Here is a 14,524-nt window from a genome sequence, read left to right on the forward strand (position 1 = left end):
AGCATCGAATAGGAAACAGGCCCTCTGAAAACCAGCCGCTATGCACACCCTCATGAGGGCATAACGCATAGGAGCCGCTTTCAAATGCCGAATGCGGAACTGTGCGCGAGATCGATGCAGGCATTGGCAGCGGCAGGATTGTTAGATCCCTCAGCGATGGCGCGAAAGCGTGCCAATCGTTCAATGTAATCTTCTTCCGGAGGGCTAACGGCTCCTGTTACTGGCTGACGGACGTGCCAGGCAGATGATCGATGTATATGTTGATCCAAAGCTCCAAATGGTGGCCGATCATAGCCGCTCGCAGAAATGCGGCTCACCACTGATGTGAAATGCAAAACGTAGCTCTTTCCTCCGGGCGGTACGATGATGATCGCCTGATCGAGATCGATAGCGCCGCCGAGCAGGTCGTCGCAGATAATACACTGCGCCGGCTGAATCGCGTAAGAAACTGCATCGGCCATATCCGCTCGTTCGACACCTTCGGCGTCCTCGGAAAGCCCGTCCCTGTTTGCAAGATGCATTAGATATTTCATGACTAACCTAAATCAAATGGCTAACTACTTCCAATATATGTCTTAAGCCTATCGCTTTTAGCGAGAGTGTAAAAATGGACGGGCCATTCAGAATCGGACCGTCGTGCACGTCGTCGCCTATCGCCTCGTCCGATTTCAAGATGACGACGGGTGACGGCGGACAAATCCGCCTGGTGGCGCATCATGCTGATATTGCGTGCTATTTAACCTGAGTTACCGGCGGCGCTGGATAGGCAGGGCGTGAAATCGTTTCACCTGCTCGGCTACAAACGGGCAGGGTATGGATCAGAAGAGCGCACCACTCGCAGAGGCTCTGGCCGCAATTGAGAAGAGGCCGGTCATTGGCTTTGGCGCGCCCGGTCATAATCAGGGTGCAGCCATTCCGTCAGGGATGAAGGCGTTGCTGGGCAAACGGGTCTTTCAGGCGGATGTGCTCACACCGAAAGGGCTCGACGATCGTACCGAGGGCAAGCTGGCCCTGCAGCGGGCCCACGAGATTGCCGCAGAGGCGTGGAACGCTGACTTCTGCCGCTTCGTGACTGGCGGCTCTACCCAGAGCCTGCATACCGTGATGGCGGCGGTTGCAGCGCCTGGTGACACGATCCTGATCGCGGCCAATGCTCACAAGGCGGAACGCACCTACGCACTGGCGACGGGGCTGAACGCGATCGTCGTCCCGGTCCACGTGGATGAGGAGTGGGACATCGAACATGGTGTGACGCCGGACACGCTGAGGGCTGTGCTGGCAGAGCATCCGGATGCGAGGGCCTTCATCCTCGTCAGCCCTACCTACTACGGCGTCACCAGCGACGTCGCAGCGTTGGCAGACATCTGCCACGAGCACGGCATTCCCTTGATCGCTGATGCTGCTTGGGGCGGAGCGTACGCTTTCTGCGAAGCTCTACCGGACGATCCGCTAACCAAGGGTGCCGATGTCGCCGTATACAGCGCCCACAAGACCATGGGAGCTTTGGCACAGGCGTCGGTGATCGTCGCCAAGGGCGAGTTGATCGACCGGCAGCGGCTCTGGATGGCGTACGAACTGTTCGAGACGACCAGCCCGTCTGTTCCCATCCTGGCGACGCTTGACGCCACGCGGCGTGATCATGCGCTAAACGGCGAACAGATGTGGACCGCCGTCATCGCGGAGGCAGTGTGGCTACGGGGGCAGCTCGCAACGATTAAACCTCTTCGCCTCTTCGTTCGTGATGACCTTCCGACGAATTGCGATCTGGATATAACCAAAGTCCTTATCGACGTGTCGGCTCTCGGAGTTTCCGGCTACGCGATCGACGACTGGCTCTACGCCCACCACCGGATCAGTGTGGGCCTGTCGGACGGCAGGCATCTCCTTGTTGTGCTGTCATTAGGGACAACGCGATCCGATCTTCGCAAGCTCGTCCGCGCGCTGAAGGACCTGACGCGCAAGCTGGCGGCTGACCCGTCGATCCTGCCGCAGGCCCCCGCGATGCCCGGCATCGGCACGTTGTCAGTCGAAATGGTGATGGCGGGGCCGGATGCGATGAGTGGGCCCGCAAAGATGGTGCGATACGAAGATGCCGCCGGCCAGATCGCAGCGGAGATGATTGCGCCGGCACCTCCGGGAGTGCCGCGGCTCGTACCCGGGCAGCGTATTACCTCGGCGCATGTGTCATGGCTGGTAGCTCAGCGAGATGCCGGAGCTTTTGTTATGGACCCTGTCGATCCAACGGATGCCACGGCACGGATCGTCGAGAAGGGAAGTGGAAGCGTCGTTTGGTAACCGGCAAACGCGAGTACTCAGGCTCAAGGAGCAATCTCGACCTCCGCGGTCAAGGCGTGGCAATAGGACACGGGCCTTGACCTATGACCTTGCGCTGAGGTGCGACCGACGGCTACCTTAGTAAGCATCTGCCGGGAGAATGTCGTGTCGCTCAGAGTTGGCCGGAAGTTTGTCTGGTTGGATGATAGATCGGTCGGATTTGACAAGATCGTTTCTGTAGAAGTCGAAGAGCGGATTAAGCCAGCGAGTTTGAAGTGTGTCGGATGGGCTGGCACGGCCGTCCCTGCGATGCTGGCTGTTGGTATTCACCCGCTGCTCTACCCGCTGCCCGCGGTGTCTGTGGCGATCGCTGGATTTAGCTTCTACGCAGCCGCGCCACAAACGTTGTACTGTTTGAGCGTGAAAACCGTCAGCGCCTCAACCCTTGAGGCTGTAACAACAGAGTTGGAGCAGGTTCGCCGGTTGCAGAATGTCGTCGGCAGATCCGACAGGGCTTCGTAGCTGTGAGGTGAGCCCTCGCTGTGAGCGGCGGGGTAGCGGCGCATGCCTCCCCGTTTGGTACGGCGGACGTTAATGTGATCCCCCGGCCGACGCCGTTTGCGGTGGATCAACGGGTGCTGCGGCTGACCCTAGTCAGCATTCAGTCTGTCGCAACTCATCGAAATCAGACAGCATTCTTGACCGAGTTTATCGGCCATGAAAATGGTCGGTGGTAATGATCCGCTATCGCCGGTCGACCGTCAGTGCGGCCACGGGATCCATGCGCGAACCATCGCCAACACCACAGGAGGCACATCATGCCTCGCTACTTTTTCCATGTCCGTGATGGCACAATGGCGCCCGACTGGAACGGCCTCGAGCTCGCCAACTTGGGTGATGCTCGTCTGGTGGCGAACCGCTTTGCGGGCGATCTGCTAAAGGAGCTGAAGCAGTTCCCCGAGAGCGGTAACTGGAGCCTGGTTGTCACGGATGGGCAGGGGCTGAACCTGTTCACGCTGCTGGTTGCCTCGATCGATGCGGCTGTGCTGCCACCACCGTCCGATCCGAGGCGACACAACGAAAGTGGGAGTACGGAATGATTGTGGACGATTGCGGCCGACGCCAGGTGCTTGGGGGTGCCGCTGCGCTCGTAATGATGGCTCTGTCAGCCCGCGTGTCCGCCCGCGCGCCCGAGCGGCGCATCGGCTTTTCGAACCCGCACAACGGTGAGCAATACGACGCCTGCTACTTCTCGGGCGGCCGCTACCGGGAGGACGGACTGGCAGAACTGAACCATGCCATGCGCGACTGGCGAACTGGCGAGGCGCGTCGCATGGATCCAAGGCTTTTGGATTTGCTGGTCTCGCTGCGTGATCGTCTCGATGTATCGCCGCGTAAGCACCTCAGGCTGATCTCGGGCTACCGGTGCCCGCGGACAAACCGCGCACTCCACGCCCGCTCGTACAGCGTTGCCAGCAAGAGCCAGCACATGCTGGGCAAGGCGAGCGATATTGCCATACCCGGTGTAGCGCTGCACCAGTTGCGCAAAGCTGCCATTTCGCTGCGTGGCGGCGGTGTCGGCTACTACCCGCATGACGGCTTTGTCCATGTCGACACGGGACGGGTGCGGCAGTGGGGATGAGACAGCCGCAAATGTCGCCTGAGATGCGTCGCGTATTCGCCCCGGTTCTGGTGGGGTGCGTTCGAGAAGCTTGTTCGCCTAGGCCAGACGAGCTCGTGGCGGTCACCGAGCGCATCCGCCGCGAGGCCTTTCCGACAGCCACCGTCTCAGACGGCTGGCGACGCGCATGGTGTGTCGCCTGTGCCGCCATCCTCGCCGCGGCGTACCTCGCCAAGGCCTTGGCAATAGCCGAAGCGGAGGAACAGCGGACCTCCACTCTGCCTCGACCGCACTGACATAAAGCCGCATTCCAGAAGGCGATCATGGCGATCTCCAGTCAGACCTGTCGAGACATGGCCGATGCCGATCGTGCTGCGGCAGCCCAAGAATCTCTGCCAAAGGCGCGTCAGCTTCTCCTGCAATCTGCCGAGCGGTGGGAGGAGATGGCCGAACGGGCTCGACAGCATGAAGAAATGATGCGCGGAGATGTGTGAGTACCTCGATGGCGACGGTTCGCCCGCTACGGCAAGCTGCGAAATCTCAGGCTTCCTGAAGCTTGCGATCAATCCTGGCGAGAGCTTCGAGCGCGCGCTGCTCTAGACTCTGCAAGCGTGCCAGCGTTTCGGCAGGCAGCCCGCCCACGCCGCTCACCAGCGGGATGCGAGTACCTGCAAGCCGAGTTCTGATCAATCGACGTGGCCATCCGAAATCGGTCAGACCGGTAGCGGAAACGAGCTAAATCACGCCTGTCCTCCTGAGGTACACTCAGAAGGCATCATCCGCAGCAGCTTCAAAGCAGACCTTCTGCTTTCGACCCTATTCCCGACGTTAAGCTTGACGCAGCGCTCTCCCGATACCGGCCGTTCGTTCTTCTAGCCACTGCGGGGCCGGGGCGACTGACCTTGGGATTTCTCTGCAGACAGCTTTAAGTATCGTAAGGGTCGAAAGCCGCCGGTGCGCTGTATCAAAATCGTTTGATTGAGAGGGTCGCCCGGTCTCTCATCCAGCCTGAGGGTGAGTATCCGGCGTTCAAAAGAGCCCGCTTCTTTGCGGGCTGTTCAGTCGTCGTCCTGCCACCTGCGCAGATCCGTCTGGTCATGATAGTCCATGCGAGCCGGCGTGGTGATGAATTCCATGGTCGTGCCCCACGGCATGCGGCAGTAGCAGACCTTGTTCCCAGGACCTTTCTCGGTTGCATACGGGATAGCGCGTGGCGCGGTGAGGGGTGTGCCTCCTGCCTTCTCGAAACGCTCGACTGATGCGTCGATGTCGTCGGTGTAGAGAGCGAAGTGTGTAATGCCGAAGTCGCTCGCTCGGATTGGCTGGGCCTGCTCGGGGCCGTACATTTCGAAGAGCTCGATATCTGGTCCGGTTCCGATCTTGACCATTGCTTGCGCACGCACGACCGTTCCGGGAAAGGCGCCAACGGCCTGCTCGAAGCCGGGTCCTTGCCGAGGCGGATCCTGTGGTCCGAAAGATTGATAGATCACCTGCCCACCAAAGGCGTCTACCAGGAACGATTTAGCGGCTTCGATGTCGGGCACCGTGATGCCGATATGATTGACACCGCGAATGACGGGTGCGGTCATGTCCATTCTCCTTTCTAATGACGAAACGGTTGCCAGATTTCACCGGGCCGAGAGGAAGTCGATCAGGGCGGCTGCTACTTCATCCGGCCGCTCATCCGCGACATAATGGCTGCACCGCGCGATCGAGCCGCCGGTCACATTGGTCGCGAATTCCTTAAGCATCGGCACCATCTGCGCACCGAACCGCTGGTCTCCACCCAGGCCAAGCACCGGTATTTCAAGCGACTGCTTCTTGTACTCGAGCGCAGCCGCATGATCGGCGGCGAGGCTGCGGTACCATTCCATGCCGCCACGCGTGCGGCCAGGAAGCGCCATCGCCTTGGCGTAGATATCGATGTCCGCTGGATTGAAAGTGCTGTGGTCGTAGAAACGCTCGGCCATGAAGGTCGATAAATAGTCATATTCGCGGCCGTGGATCAGGCGCTCGGGCAAATCCCGGCTTCCGTGAAAGCCAAAGTGCCAGAGCCTTGCGGTGGTCGCCTCCCACTCGCTCCAGCCCGGTAGTGGGACGTCGAGGACAGTAAGGTGGGTGACCGCCTCGCGATGAAGGGCGGCCTGTGGCAAGGCGACCATTCCGCCGATGTCATGTCCACACACGGCGTAGCGGAAGTGGCCGAGGGCAACCATCACATCATGCGCGTCGCGCGCCATTGTCGCCTTGTCATAGCCGCCCTGCGGGCAGTCGGAGAAACCCGCGCCGCGCAGATCGATGGCGACCACGCTGAAATGCTCGGCCAGCAGCGGCATCACCTTGTGCCATTCCCACCACGTTTCAGGCCAGCCGTGAAGCAGCAGGATTGGCGGCCCTGCGCCGCCTGTGACGGCGTTGATCTTGATGCCGTTCACCTGCACCAGTTGCTGGGTAAACCCGTGCAAAGTCGCGATCATGATTGCTCTCCCGTTCGTTACTGACGTTCATCAAAACTGGCGGCCAGCGCTCAGCCCCGGTCGAAATCGGTGGCGATCGTGATATCGCGCCAGGCGTCGATGTCGCTGCGGAACGCTGCCAGCTTGCGCTCGGCGATTGTGTGCGCCGCCGGGCCGAGCGGGAGATGAAGTGGGGCGTCTTCGGCGTCGACTGCCTCGAGGATCACCGCCACCGCTTTGTCGGGATCGCCCGCCTGATTGCCGTCGTTGGTGTCGCGATAGTTCCTGCGCGAGGTTGCCGCGTATTCCGGCATTTCGTTAGCCGCCATCGTGATCGAACGGCCCAGGAAATCGGTGCGGAACGGCCCAGGCTCGACGATCAGCACGCGAATGCCGAACGGCTTTAGCTCGCCGGCGAGCGCTTCGGAAATCCCTTCCACGGCGAACTTGGCGGCGTGATAATAACCTCCGCCGCCGCGGCCCTCGATGCCGGCACCGGACGACATGTTGACGATCGTTCCGCCCGAACGTCGCAAAGCCGGAAGCGCGGCTCTGGTGGTTTCAATCAGACCGAAGACGTTCACCTCGAACATCGGCCGATATTCCTCGGGCCTGCCTTCCTCGATCGCACCGAACAGTGCGTAGCCGGCATTGTTCACGAGGACGTCGATCCCGCCAAAGGCATCGACAGCCTTTGCGATCGCCGCCCTGGCCGCCCCCGCATCAGTTACGTCGAGTTGCAAGGTGATCATGCGATCGTCGAATGGCTCCGCCATCTCCTCGATCGCCTTGACGTTGCGGGCCGTCGCGACGACCCGATCGCCCCGGCGTGCCGTCGCGAGCGCAAGCCGTTGGCCGAAGCCGCTCGAGCAGCCTGTGATGAGCCAGGTTTTCATGACTATGAACCTCCAGATGATGGAGAAGATCTAGGTGTTTAGATTTGTTCTTGAACTGACGTAGCTGTATTCTACGCGTTCAGTTTTGTGCGGGTGGCGGCGATGGAATGGAGTGACGTCAGGGTTTTTCTCGCTGTCGCGCGAGCTGGTACGCTCGGTGGCGCCGCGCGCACTCTTCAGACAAGCCATCCGACCGTCGGCAGGCGCCTCCGCGCACTGGAGCAGGCAATCGGTCACACGCTCTTTCAGCGTACAGCGGACGGTCTTGTCCTGACCGATGAGGGCCAGGGTGTCATCGCGCTGGCCGAGCAGATGGAAGAAGGCGCGCTGGCCATGGAGCGTCGGCTTGCAGGGCAGGAGCAGGATCTCAAGGGCAGTCTGCGCATTTCGTCGGCGGACTGGTTCGGGGCCTATGTCCTGCCCCCCATCCTGGCGGACTTCTCAAAGGCCTATCCCAATGTCGACGTCGAGATACTGACCGGCACGCGCCTGTTCAACCTTGCCCAACGGGAGGCCGACGTCGCCTTTCGTATTGTTCCGTTCGACACTGCCGATGTCGTTCAGCGGCGGCTCTTCAGGCTCGAATATGGCGCCTACATCGCCGAGGAAGCAGCTGATCCCAAATATGGCGACGGGACCGGATCCCGGCTGATCACCCACGACACATCCACGGGTCATTTTCCCGACATCGCGTGGCTCATCGAGAGCTTCCCGAACGCAAGACCGGTCGTGCGATCGAACAACCGCAACGTCCAGGGGCGCATGTGCCGGCAAGGCATTGGCATCGCTGTCCTGCCCCGCGTAGTCGGCAATCAGATCCCGGGGATCCGCACACTGGAAGTGCCGACGCAACCTCCAGCGCGAGACATCTGGATGGGATACCACCGGGACCTACGGCGTCTTCAGCGTCTTCGCGCATTCATCTCGACGGTAACGGACCATCTCGTAAACGCGACCGCATGATGTGCGGCCCAGCAGTGACTCAAGGCTTCCGGATAAACTGCAAGATCAGTGCTGGCGCGCTCGCGCGGGCGGTGGCGGGGTGAAAACGGCGCGAGAAGGTGCACCCCACATTTGGCCGGGTCTGGCCATCGCATATATCGCGCGCGACATCTCCTTCCACAATGCGTTGCGGTCGCCGTCTGTCGTGTAGAGCATCGGCATGCTGTGCGTCGCGCCTGGCACGTAGCGAAAGTCGGCGTGACCGCCGACTTTGCGAAACGCGGCATCGAGCTGACGCACCGGACCGTCGAGGTAGTAGGAATCGGCGGTTCCAACCACGACATGGACCTTGCCATCGACATACCTGCCCAGCCGCGGCCAGTCGGCTTCGATCCGGTGCCCGATGTCGTAGCGCTCACGCCAATAGGCCGCGACGGCAGGATCGACAGCGCCAGTTTCCCGGTCGAACAGGAAGGCGGGCTCGCCGTCGCGCTGGCGAGGAGAAAAGACCCATTCGAACGAGCGGAGCTGCCCGCCGCTGTGACCGAGAACGCTTTCCAGCCGGGCAGCTTCCTCGATAGTGCCGAGCACCTTGTCGTGATCGCGTTCGAGCGGGCGCGGCTTGCCGTCAGGGGCACGATACATGTTCGCGCCGGCTGCATAGAGATCGACGCCGAGAAAGTCGTGGAAATCGACCGGGTCGGGCGCCGTCGCCCAGCTGCCGCCGAAGAGTTGCGGGTAGCGGACGATAGCCCAGAGCGCGAACCAGCCGCCCGAGCTGTGCCCCGTCAGAAAACGGCCGGACGGTTTGGCATCCATTCTGTATTTGGCTTCGAGGGCGGGAATAACCTCCTCGACCAGCGCCTCGCCCAAAGGGCCGTTGTTCACGCCGTCGGCGAATTCAGTCGTGCCGTTCCGAGACGAGTGATCAAGGGCGACCCAGATCATCGGCGGCATGACGCCGGTTTTCATCAGGTGCCACATGCGCGAAAGCTGCTGGCCGGCCAGCTTGTGTCCCGTGCCGAACGCAGTGGCCGTGTAGACGGTGGGATAGGTCGTGCGCGACATGGCGTTATAGCCCGGCGGGGTCAGCACCCATGCGGCCACCGCCTGGTTCGCGCCGTGAAAGCGCGTCAGCACTTTGGATGGCATTCGCTCATCGTGAAGATGCGGTCGGGATGCGGCGATCTGCTCCGCCGCGACGAGAGGCAGCCCGGTCGTGTCGAACTGGTCGGTCTCCGGCGGCACCGCATGCTCGAGTTGGAGGGTCGGCATCGATGATAGCGGGAAGTGTACTGTGACGACCTTGGATGCGAGGTCCCCAGGTCCCCGACCGGTAAAGTTGTAGTCGCCGTTGCGATCGAGCACCGCCTGCACGCGGTAGGTGCCCGGCGCCAGCGTTGCGAAGCTGGCGGGGAAGGCCGCTGTCCGTGTATTGATCGTCGCGGAGCGACTGGTTCCAAAACTCGCCACGTCGCGCGCCGCGACCGATACGTCCTCTCCACGCTCAAGGTCGACAGCGTCGCTTGTCATATTTTCGCTCGTCGCCCGTGCGGCGAACAACAGCAGCCGGCCGCTCGCGTCCTCGGCGAGGTCGGGCTGCAGCGTCACGGCGACCCGCGTTTCGGGCTCCGCAGCGCCGATGAGGAGCGACGCCAGTCCCGATGCTAAGATGAAGCGGGTCGCCTTCGACGATGCTTCCCGGCGCGGTTCAGTCTCGATGATCGCTTCGTTGCTCACTCCGCAGTCCGTCGCGCTTTATCGATGCCCTTGACGGTGCCCAGCGCATGATCGAGCGCCGCTGCCGCATGAATGTCCGTGGTGTCGAATATCGGCACGGGGCTGTCTTCTTGGCCGATAAGCAGCATGATTTCGGTACAGCCAAGGATCACCGCCTGGGCACCGGCACCGACAAGACGCCTGATCACCGCCCGGTAGGCCTCTCGCGACGAGGACTCTATCCGTCCTGTGACCAATTCATCATAGATGATCCGGTGCACGGTCGCGCGGTCCTGCTCCTCGGGAACTATCACCTCCAAACCGTAGCGTTCGGTCAGGCGCCCTTTGTAGAAATCCTGCTCCATGGTGAATGCCGTGCCGAGCAGCCCGACCTTCTGGAGCCCGGCGGCCACGATCCGCTCCGCGGTGGGATCGGCGATGTGGATCAGCGGAATGCTAACGGAGCTTTGCACGTCGTGCGCCATCCTGTGCATGGTGTTCGTGCAGATCAGAAGCAGGTCCGCTCCGGCTGCCTCCAGCCGCCGTGCGGCGTCCACCATCCGCTCGGTGAGGCGGCTCCAGTCGCCGGCATGTTGCAGCGCCTCGATTTCCGCAAAATCGAACGACCATAAAAGGCAATGGGCCGAAGCGGTTGCACCCAAACGGATGCGAACGCCTTCGTTGAGGAGGCGATAATATTCCGCCGAGCTTTCCCAGCTCATGCCTCCAATCAGACCGATCATTCGCATCACGCCTCTCCATTCCCAGGTTGAAGATCGAGCAGCAATGTCGGGATCAGTTCTGACACTGTGGGATGGATGGGCACCGCCCAGCGAAGCTGCTCGATCGGTTGGTCGGCATTCATCATGTCGAGGACGCCGTGGATCGCCTCGTCGCCGCTCGTTCCCAGTATCGCTGCGCCGAGAATGCGGCGGGTCTCGGCGTCGGCCACGACCTTCATGAACCCCTGCGTCTCGCCCTTCTCCACTGCGCGACCGACGCGGGACATCGGCCGCTTGGAATGGAGCAGCCGTCGTCCGGTCCTGGCCGCCTCGGCATCGGTCATGCCCACCCGTGCGAGCGGAGGATCGATGTAGAGCGCGTAGCCAGGCAGACGCTGGCTGACCCGGCGGTCCTCCCCGTCCAAGAGGTTCGCGGCGACGATCTCGAAATCGTTATAGGCAGTGTGCGTGAAGGCGCCGCGACCGTTGCAGTCGCCCAGCGCCCAGATGCCCGGGACGCTGGTCTCCAGCCTGTCGTCCACGGTGATATAGCCGCGTGCATCCACTGCCACGCCGGCGACCTCCAGCCCGAGGTCGTCGGTGTTCGGCCGCCGCCCGACCGCCATCAGGACGTGGCTGGCGACGACCGGCTGCGCGTCCTCAGCGCAGTCCACACGCACCTCGACGTCCGCGCCGCTGCGCGCGAAGCTGATGCAGTCCGCACCCGTCCGGATCGTGATGCCCTCGGCCTCTAGGATTTGTCGGACGGCGTCCGACACGTCGGGGTCCTCCCGCGCGATGAGCCGGTCCATCCGCTCCACAATTGTGATCTCGGCGCCGAAGCGCCGATACATCTGGGCGAACTCTAGCCCGATGTAGCTTCCGCCGATCACCACGAGATGCCGGGGAAGCGCGTCGAGCGCGACGATGTCGGTATTGGTGAGGAGCGGCACCTGGTCCGCGCCCAGCATTTCCGGCACCACAGCCCTGCCGCCGACGTTGATGAAGATGCGCGGTGCGGTCAGTCGTTCCCCATCAACGGTGACGACGCCGGAACTCTCAAAGCGCGCATGCCCCCGGATGAGCTCGACGTTGGCCATGCCGAACAGCCAGCTTTCGTTACCCGCCCGTCCATCCCGGATGATCCTGTCCGCCCGGTCTGCGACTGCCTTCATGTCGACGTCAACTGGCCCTGCGACACTGAAGCCGTAGTCTGCGCCACGCCGCGCGGTGTGGATGGCATAGGCGCTCGCCACGAGCGTCTTGGTAGGCCTGCACCCGGTGTTGACGCATGTGCCGCCAACATGATGGCGCTCGATGATGGCGACCGACAGGCCGGCATCGTTCAGCCGGCCGGCGAGCGCCGGACCCGCCTGGCCGGCGCCGATGATGATTGCGTCGAAGCTGCGCATGCGAAGGCTACCTTTCGATGTTTGCCAAGGCGCGAAGCGCCGCTCGGAAAGGGGACGGGTTCGGACATGGCCAGACCCATCAAGGTCAGACGATGCTGAGGCGAACGTCGATATTGCCTCGCGTCGCATTGGAGTAGGGGCAGGTCTGGTGAGCAGCCTCAACCAGACGTTGGGCGTCGTTGCGTTCTACGCCCGGCAGCGCCACGGCAAGCTCGACATCCAGACCGAAGCCGCCTTCGCTGCGCATGCCGATCCCGACGGTCGCCGTCACCGCCGCACCCGTCGGGACCTGGAGGTTCAGCCCGTGCGCGGCGAACTTCATCGCGCTGAGGAAGCACGCGGCGTAACCCGACGCGAACAGCTGTTCCGGGTTGGTCCCCTCGCCACCGGCGCCGCCGAGCGCCTTCGGCGTGGACAGCTGGAGGTCGAGCTTCCCGTCCTCGGTGCGGGTGCGTCCATCGCGGCCCCCGTTCGCGGTGGCGGCGGTGCGGTATTTGACGTCGATGGACATGGTTCAATCCTTTCGTGGAGCGGCGCAGACAGGTCCGGCGCCAAAGGTGTTGGCGTACGCGTCAGGCCGCGACCGCGTTCGAGCGTCGGCGCGCGTCGCTGATGGTCAGCAAGACCGCCGAGATGAGGAAGTAGAAGGCGCCGAAGGCGGCGTAGGGCGCGATGTCGGCGATGCTGACCGGCGCCGCGCCGGCGGCCTTGCTGAGCATGTGCGCTCCGGCGAGACCCGACTGGGCGCCGCTCAGGATCATCGCCCACTGCGCGCCATAGGACTTCCAGCGGCTTACTCCGGTGAGGAGTTGAAAGAGGCCGGAGAGTACGGCCCACACGCCGAAGATCTGGAGGACGGGATGCATGCCGTGCGGCAAGGTCGCGGCGACGGCGACGGCGGTCACGACGCTGACGACGAAGTTGAGCATCTGGCTCTTGTTGCGCGTCAGGCCGCCGCTCCGGCTGGCGTCGAGATAGTTCGCCAGCGCGTCCCATGCGGGATAGGCGACGAGCATCACCGCAGCCAGCGGCGGCATGGCCTTCGCGACCGTGAAGGCGAGCGCGACCCAGATCGCGGAGACCGCGAAGCGCAGATAGTAGTAGGTCTTGAGCCAGTCGCGATCCGGGGACTTAGCGGCGGTGATGGTCTTCATGGCATGGTTCCTTTCTGTGATGCAGGCACACGTCTCCCGTCCCGAAATCCGGGTGGGTTGGTGATCGCTGGTTAGGGATTGTGCGGCTCGTGATCTGCCGCGTCGGATCAGTTCAAAGTCGGAAGCGTCGCGGCAGGCGCCATCGGGCAGCGGCCGCCACGGCGGCGCACCCGACGGAATACCAAACTACCACGTAGAGCGGGTCGTTGAAGGGGCAGCAGAAGGCGAACACGAAGGCTCCGCAGGCGCCGGCGGCGATGCCGGAGGCGAGCGCGCTGAGCCGGGGCTGGGTCGGCGCGGCCCTCCGCATCAGAGCGCCTAGCAGCGCCACAATCGGCAGCGAGAGCACGAAAATAGACGCGGCGCACAGCATGCCACTGGCCGGATCGATGCGATCCAGCAGCCCCCGCTCGCCCGCGCCGTCGGGCGTGACGAAGGCGCCTACCACGATGGCTGCGATCGCCAGGACGCAGGCGAGCATCAGCCCCTGGCGCGGCCGCGCCGTCGGGGAAAAGGAGCGGATCGCCAGCACGCAGGCGACCACGGCGAGCAGGCCGAGGCTTCCCACCCGCCACAGCAGATAGGGCGAACCGGCCATGTGGCTCATGTCCGGCCGCATCGCGCCCAGGCCCAGGAACAGCGCGAGTTCCACCGCGCCGAGCGCGAGGACGAGCCCGCCTTCACGCACCATGCTGCGGCGCTGCACGGGCACGAGGTCGGATGATAGATCAACGATCAGGGATTCACTCGACATCGGGAGTCTTCTCAATGATGGCCGTCAGGCGCGCCAGCCCGCGGTGGATGTTCATCTTCACGGCGGAGACGGAAAGGCCGATCTCGCCTGACGCCTCCTCCACGCTGTAGCCCCGCACCTTGACCAGCAGGATCGCCTGGGCCTGCGCGGGGCGGAGCTCGTCGAGCAGGCTGGCCAGAACCGAGCTGCTGACCACCGAGGCCTCGTGGTCGCTGACGGCGATCTCGTCGGGCAGCTCGTCCCTTGGGCGACGCGCCAGACTGCGCAGCTGGTCGACCCATTTGTTCTTGGCTATGGCCGCCAGCCAGGGGCCCAGGGGGTACTGAGGATCATAGGTGTGGCGTCGCCGATGGACTGCGAACAGCGTCTCCTGGACGGCGTCGTCCACGTCGCCTGGTGGCAGGCGCCGCTGAAAGTAGCGCGTGAGCCACTCCGACATCTCGCCAAGGAGCCGCCGATAGGCGCCGCCGTGTCCGTTCTGCGCCGCCACCATCAGGCTGCTCCAGGCGTCCGGCGCGGTTCGGGACGGACGCTCACGGCTGACCGGCGCCGTGCTCGGCGAGGGCCTTGAGAT

At 63.1% G+C, this 14,524-nt stretch carries 17 protein-coding genes; 6 read left to right on the forward strand and 11 right to left on the reverse strand.

Annotated elements, in window-relative coordinates:
- Positions 1 to 80 precede the first annotated feature (80 nt).
- Positions 81 to 533, reverse strand: coding sequence for a DUF6894 family protein (locus AC0CH8_RS16875; RefSeq protein ID WP_204199801.1), 453 nt, complete (start codon positions 531 to 533; stop codon positions 81 to 83).
- A 280-nt stretch (positions 534 to 813) separates the two neighbouring features.
- On the opposite strand from AC0CH8_RS16875, the gene AC0CH8_RS16880 reads away from it, so the two are divergent.
- The 5 genes from AC0CH8_RS16880 (at position 814) to AC0CH8_RS16900 (ending at position 4,389) form a co-directional block, all read left to right on the forward strand.
- On the forward strand, positions 814 to 2,295 hold the full coding sequence (locus AC0CH8_RS16880; protein ID WP_465240891.1) for an aminotransferase class I/II-fold pyridoxal phosphate-dependent enzyme: 1,482 nt from the start codon (positions 814 to 816) through the stop codon (positions 2,293 to 2,295).
- 144 nt (positions 2,296 to 2,439) lie between these two features.
- A complete protein-coding gene (locus tag AC0CH8_RS16885; RefSeq protein WP_465240892.1) occupies positions 2,440 to 2,796 on the forward strand; it encodes a hypothetical protein in 357 nt (118 codons plus the stop codon).
- A gap of 296 nt (positions 2,797 to 3,092) precedes the next feature.
- Positions 3,093 to 3,374: a DUF6894 family protein gene (locus tag AC0CH8_RS16890; RefSeq protein WP_204199798.1), complete on the forward strand. Its 282-nt coding sequence runs from the start codon at positions 3,093 to 3,095 to the stop codon at positions 3,372 to 3,374.
- Positions 3,371 to 3,916 carry a peptidoglycan L,D-endopeptidase MepK gene (locus AC0CH8_RS16895; protein WP_204199797.1) on the forward strand — a complete coding sequence of 182 codons (546 nt, stop codon included), beginning with the start codon at positions 3,371 to 3,373 and terminating at the stop codon, positions 3,914 to 3,916. Before AC0CH8_RS16890 ends, AC0CH8_RS16895 begins: the two co-directional genes overlap by 4 nt.
- 302 nt (positions 3,917 to 4,218) lie before the next feature.
- Positions 4,219 to 4,389 carry a hypothetical protein gene (locus tag AC0CH8_RS16900; RefSeq protein ID WP_204199796.1) on the forward strand — a complete coding sequence of 57 codons (171 nt, stop codon included), beginning with the start codon at positions 4,219 to 4,221 and terminating at the stop codon, positions 4,387 to 4,389.
- Between the two features lie 564 nt (positions 4,390 to 4,953).
- Here AC0CH8_RS16900 and AC0CH8_RS16905 read toward each other — a convergent pair.
- Genes AC0CH8_RS16905 through AC0CH8_RS16915 form a run of 3 tightly spaced genes read right to left on the reverse strand, consistent with a single transcriptional unit; the run spans position 4,954 to position 7,247 of the window.
- Positions 4,954 to 5,484 carry a VOC family protein gene (locus AC0CH8_RS16905; protein WP_056533222.1) on the reverse strand — a complete coding sequence of 177 codons (531 nt, stop codon included), beginning with the start codon at positions 5,482 to 5,484 and terminating at the stop codon, positions 4,954 to 4,956.
- Between the two features lie 39 nt (positions 5,485 to 5,523).
- The gene (locus AC0CH8_RS16910; RefSeq protein WP_204199795.1) at positions 5,524 to 6,372 is read right to left on the reverse strand and encodes an alpha/beta fold hydrolase; all 849 of its coding nucleotides are present in this window, start codon (positions 6,370 to 6,372) and stop codon (positions 5,524 to 5,526) included.
- Between the two features lie 50 nt (positions 6,373 to 6,422).
- On the reverse strand, positions 6,423 to 7,247 hold the full coding sequence (locus AC0CH8_RS16915) for an oxidoreductase (RefSeq protein WP_204199794.1): 825 nt from the start codon (positions 7,245 to 7,247) through the stop codon (positions 6,423 to 6,425).
- Between the two features lie 102 nt (positions 7,248 to 7,349).
- Between AC0CH8_RS16915 and AC0CH8_RS16920 the strand changes: the two genes are divergently transcribed.
- Positions 7,350 to 8,210, forward strand: coding sequence for a LysR family transcriptional regulator (locus AC0CH8_RS16920; protein ID WP_204199793.1), 861 nt, complete (start codon positions 7,350 to 7,352; stop codon positions 8,208 to 8,210).
- A 45-nt stretch (positions 8,211 to 8,255) separates the two neighbouring features.
- Here the strand turns inward: AC0CH8_RS16920 and AC0CH8_RS16925 are convergent, their stop codons facing one another.
- From AC0CH8_RS16925 to AC0CH8_RS16955, 7 genes are all read right to left on the reverse strand, one after another.
- A complete protein-coding gene (locus tag AC0CH8_RS16925; protein WP_465240893.1) occupies positions 8,256 to 9,929 on the reverse strand; it encodes an alpha/beta hydrolase in 1,674 nt (557 codons plus the stop codon).
- The gene (locus tag AC0CH8_RS16930; RefSeq protein WP_211534539.1) at positions 9,926 to 10,657 is read right to left on the reverse strand and encodes an aspartate/glutamate racemase family protein; all 732 of its coding nucleotides are present in this window, start codon (positions 10,655 to 10,657) and stop codon (positions 9,926 to 9,928) included. Before AC0CH8_RS16930 ends, AC0CH8_RS16925 begins: the two co-directional genes overlap by 4 nt.
- Positions 10,657 to 12,042, reverse strand: coding sequence for an FAD-containing oxidoreductase (locus tag AC0CH8_RS16935; protein WP_465240894.1), 1,386 nt, complete (start codon positions 12,040 to 12,042; stop codon positions 10,657 to 10,659). Before AC0CH8_RS16935 ends, AC0CH8_RS16930 begins: the two co-directional genes overlap by 1 nt.
- Positions 12,043 to 12,127: 85 nt before the next feature.
- Positions 12,128 to 12,553, reverse strand: a complete 426-nt coding sequence (locus AC0CH8_RS16940) for an organic hydroperoxide resistance protein (protein ID WP_204199789.1) — start codon at positions 12,551 to 12,553, stop codon at positions 12,128 to 12,130.
- Positions 12,554 to 12,614: 61 nt separating this feature from the next.
- A complete protein-coding gene (locus AC0CH8_RS16945) occupies positions 12,615 to 13,196 on the reverse strand; it encodes a DUF308 domain-containing protein (protein ID WP_056533118.1) in 582 nt (193 codons plus the stop codon).
- 112 nt (positions 13,197 to 13,308) lie between these two features.
- Positions 13,309 to 13,950, reverse strand: a complete 642-nt coding sequence (locus AC0CH8_RS16950; protein WP_056533121.1) for an NrsF family protein — start codon at positions 13,948 to 13,950, stop codon at positions 13,309 to 13,311.
- A complete protein-coding gene (locus AC0CH8_RS16955) occupies positions 13,940 to 14,443 on the reverse strand; it encodes a sigma-70 family RNA polymerase sigma factor (RefSeq protein WP_056533124.1) in 504 nt (167 codons plus the stop codon). Before AC0CH8_RS16955 ends, AC0CH8_RS16950 begins: the two co-directional genes overlap by 11 nt.
- Positions 14,444 to 14,524 lie beyond the last annotated feature (81 nt).

It is taken from the genome of Sphingomonas sp. AC435, assembly GCF_979253005.1.

What these genes read in the sequence shown, in the direction of transcription:
- AC0CH8_RS16875 (WP_204199801.1), bottom strand. Translation starts at nt 533, where the DNA reads ATGAAATATCTAATGCATCTTGCAAACAGGGACGGGCTTTCCGAGGAC.
- AC0CH8_RS16880 (WP_465240891.1), top strand. Translation starts at nt 814, where the DNA reads ATGGATCAGAAGAGCGCACCACTCGCAGAGGCTCTGGCCGCAATTGAG.
- AC0CH8_RS16890 (WP_204199798.1), top strand. Translation starts at nt 3,093, where the DNA reads ATGCCTCGCTACTTTTTCCATGTCCGTGATGGCACAATGGCGCCCGAC.
- AC0CH8_RS16895 (WP_204199797.1), top strand. Translation starts at nt 3,371, where the DNA reads ATGATTGTGGACGATTGCGGCCGACGCCAGGTGCTTGGGGGTGCCGCT.
- AC0CH8_RS16900 (WP_204199796.1), top strand. Translation starts at nt 4,219, where the DNA reads ATGGCGATCTCCAGTCAGACCTGTCGAGACATGGCCGATGCCGATCGT.
- AC0CH8_RS16905 (WP_056533222.1), bottom strand. Translation starts at nt 5,484, where the DNA reads ATGACCGCACCCGTCATTCGCGGTGTCAATCATATCGGCATCACGGTG.
- AC0CH8_RS16910 (WP_204199795.1), bottom strand. Translation starts at nt 6,372, where the DNA reads ATGATCGCGACTTTGCACGGGTTTACCCAGCAACTGGTGCAGGTGAAC.
- AC0CH8_RS16915 (WP_204199794.1), bottom strand. Translation starts at nt 7,247, where the DNA reads ATGAAAACCTGGCTCATCACAGGCTGCTCGAGCGGCTTCGGCCAACGG.
- AC0CH8_RS16920 (WP_204199793.1), top strand. Translation starts at nt 7,350, where the DNA reads ATGGAATGGAGTGACGTCAGGGTTTTTCTCGCTGTCGCGCGAGCTGGT.
- AC0CH8_RS16930 (WP_211534539.1), bottom strand. Translation starts at nt 10,657, where the DNA reads ATGCGAATGATCGGTCTGATTGGAGGCATGAGCTGGGAAAGCTCGGCG.
- AC0CH8_RS16935 (WP_465240894.1), bottom strand. Translation starts at nt 12,042, where the DNA reads ATGCGCAGCTTCGACGCAATCATCATCGGCGCCGGCCAGGCGGGTCCG.
- AC0CH8_RS16940 (WP_204199789.1), bottom strand. Translation starts at nt 12,553, where the DNA reads ATGTCCATCGACGTCAAATACCGCACCGCCGCCACCGCGAACGGGGGC.
- AC0CH8_RS16945 (WP_056533118.1), bottom strand. Translation starts at nt 13,196, where the DNA reads ATGAAGACCATCACCGCCGCTAAGTCCCCGGATCGCGACTGGCTCAAG.
- AC0CH8_RS16950 (WP_056533121.1), bottom strand. Translation starts at nt 13,950, where the DNA reads ATGTCGAGTGAATCCCTGATCGTTGATCTATCATCCGACCTCGTGCCC.
- AC0CH8_RS16955 (WP_056533124.1), bottom strand. Translation starts at nt 14,443, where the DNA reads ATGGTGGCGGCGCAGAACGGACACGGCGGCGCCTATCGGCGGCTCCTT.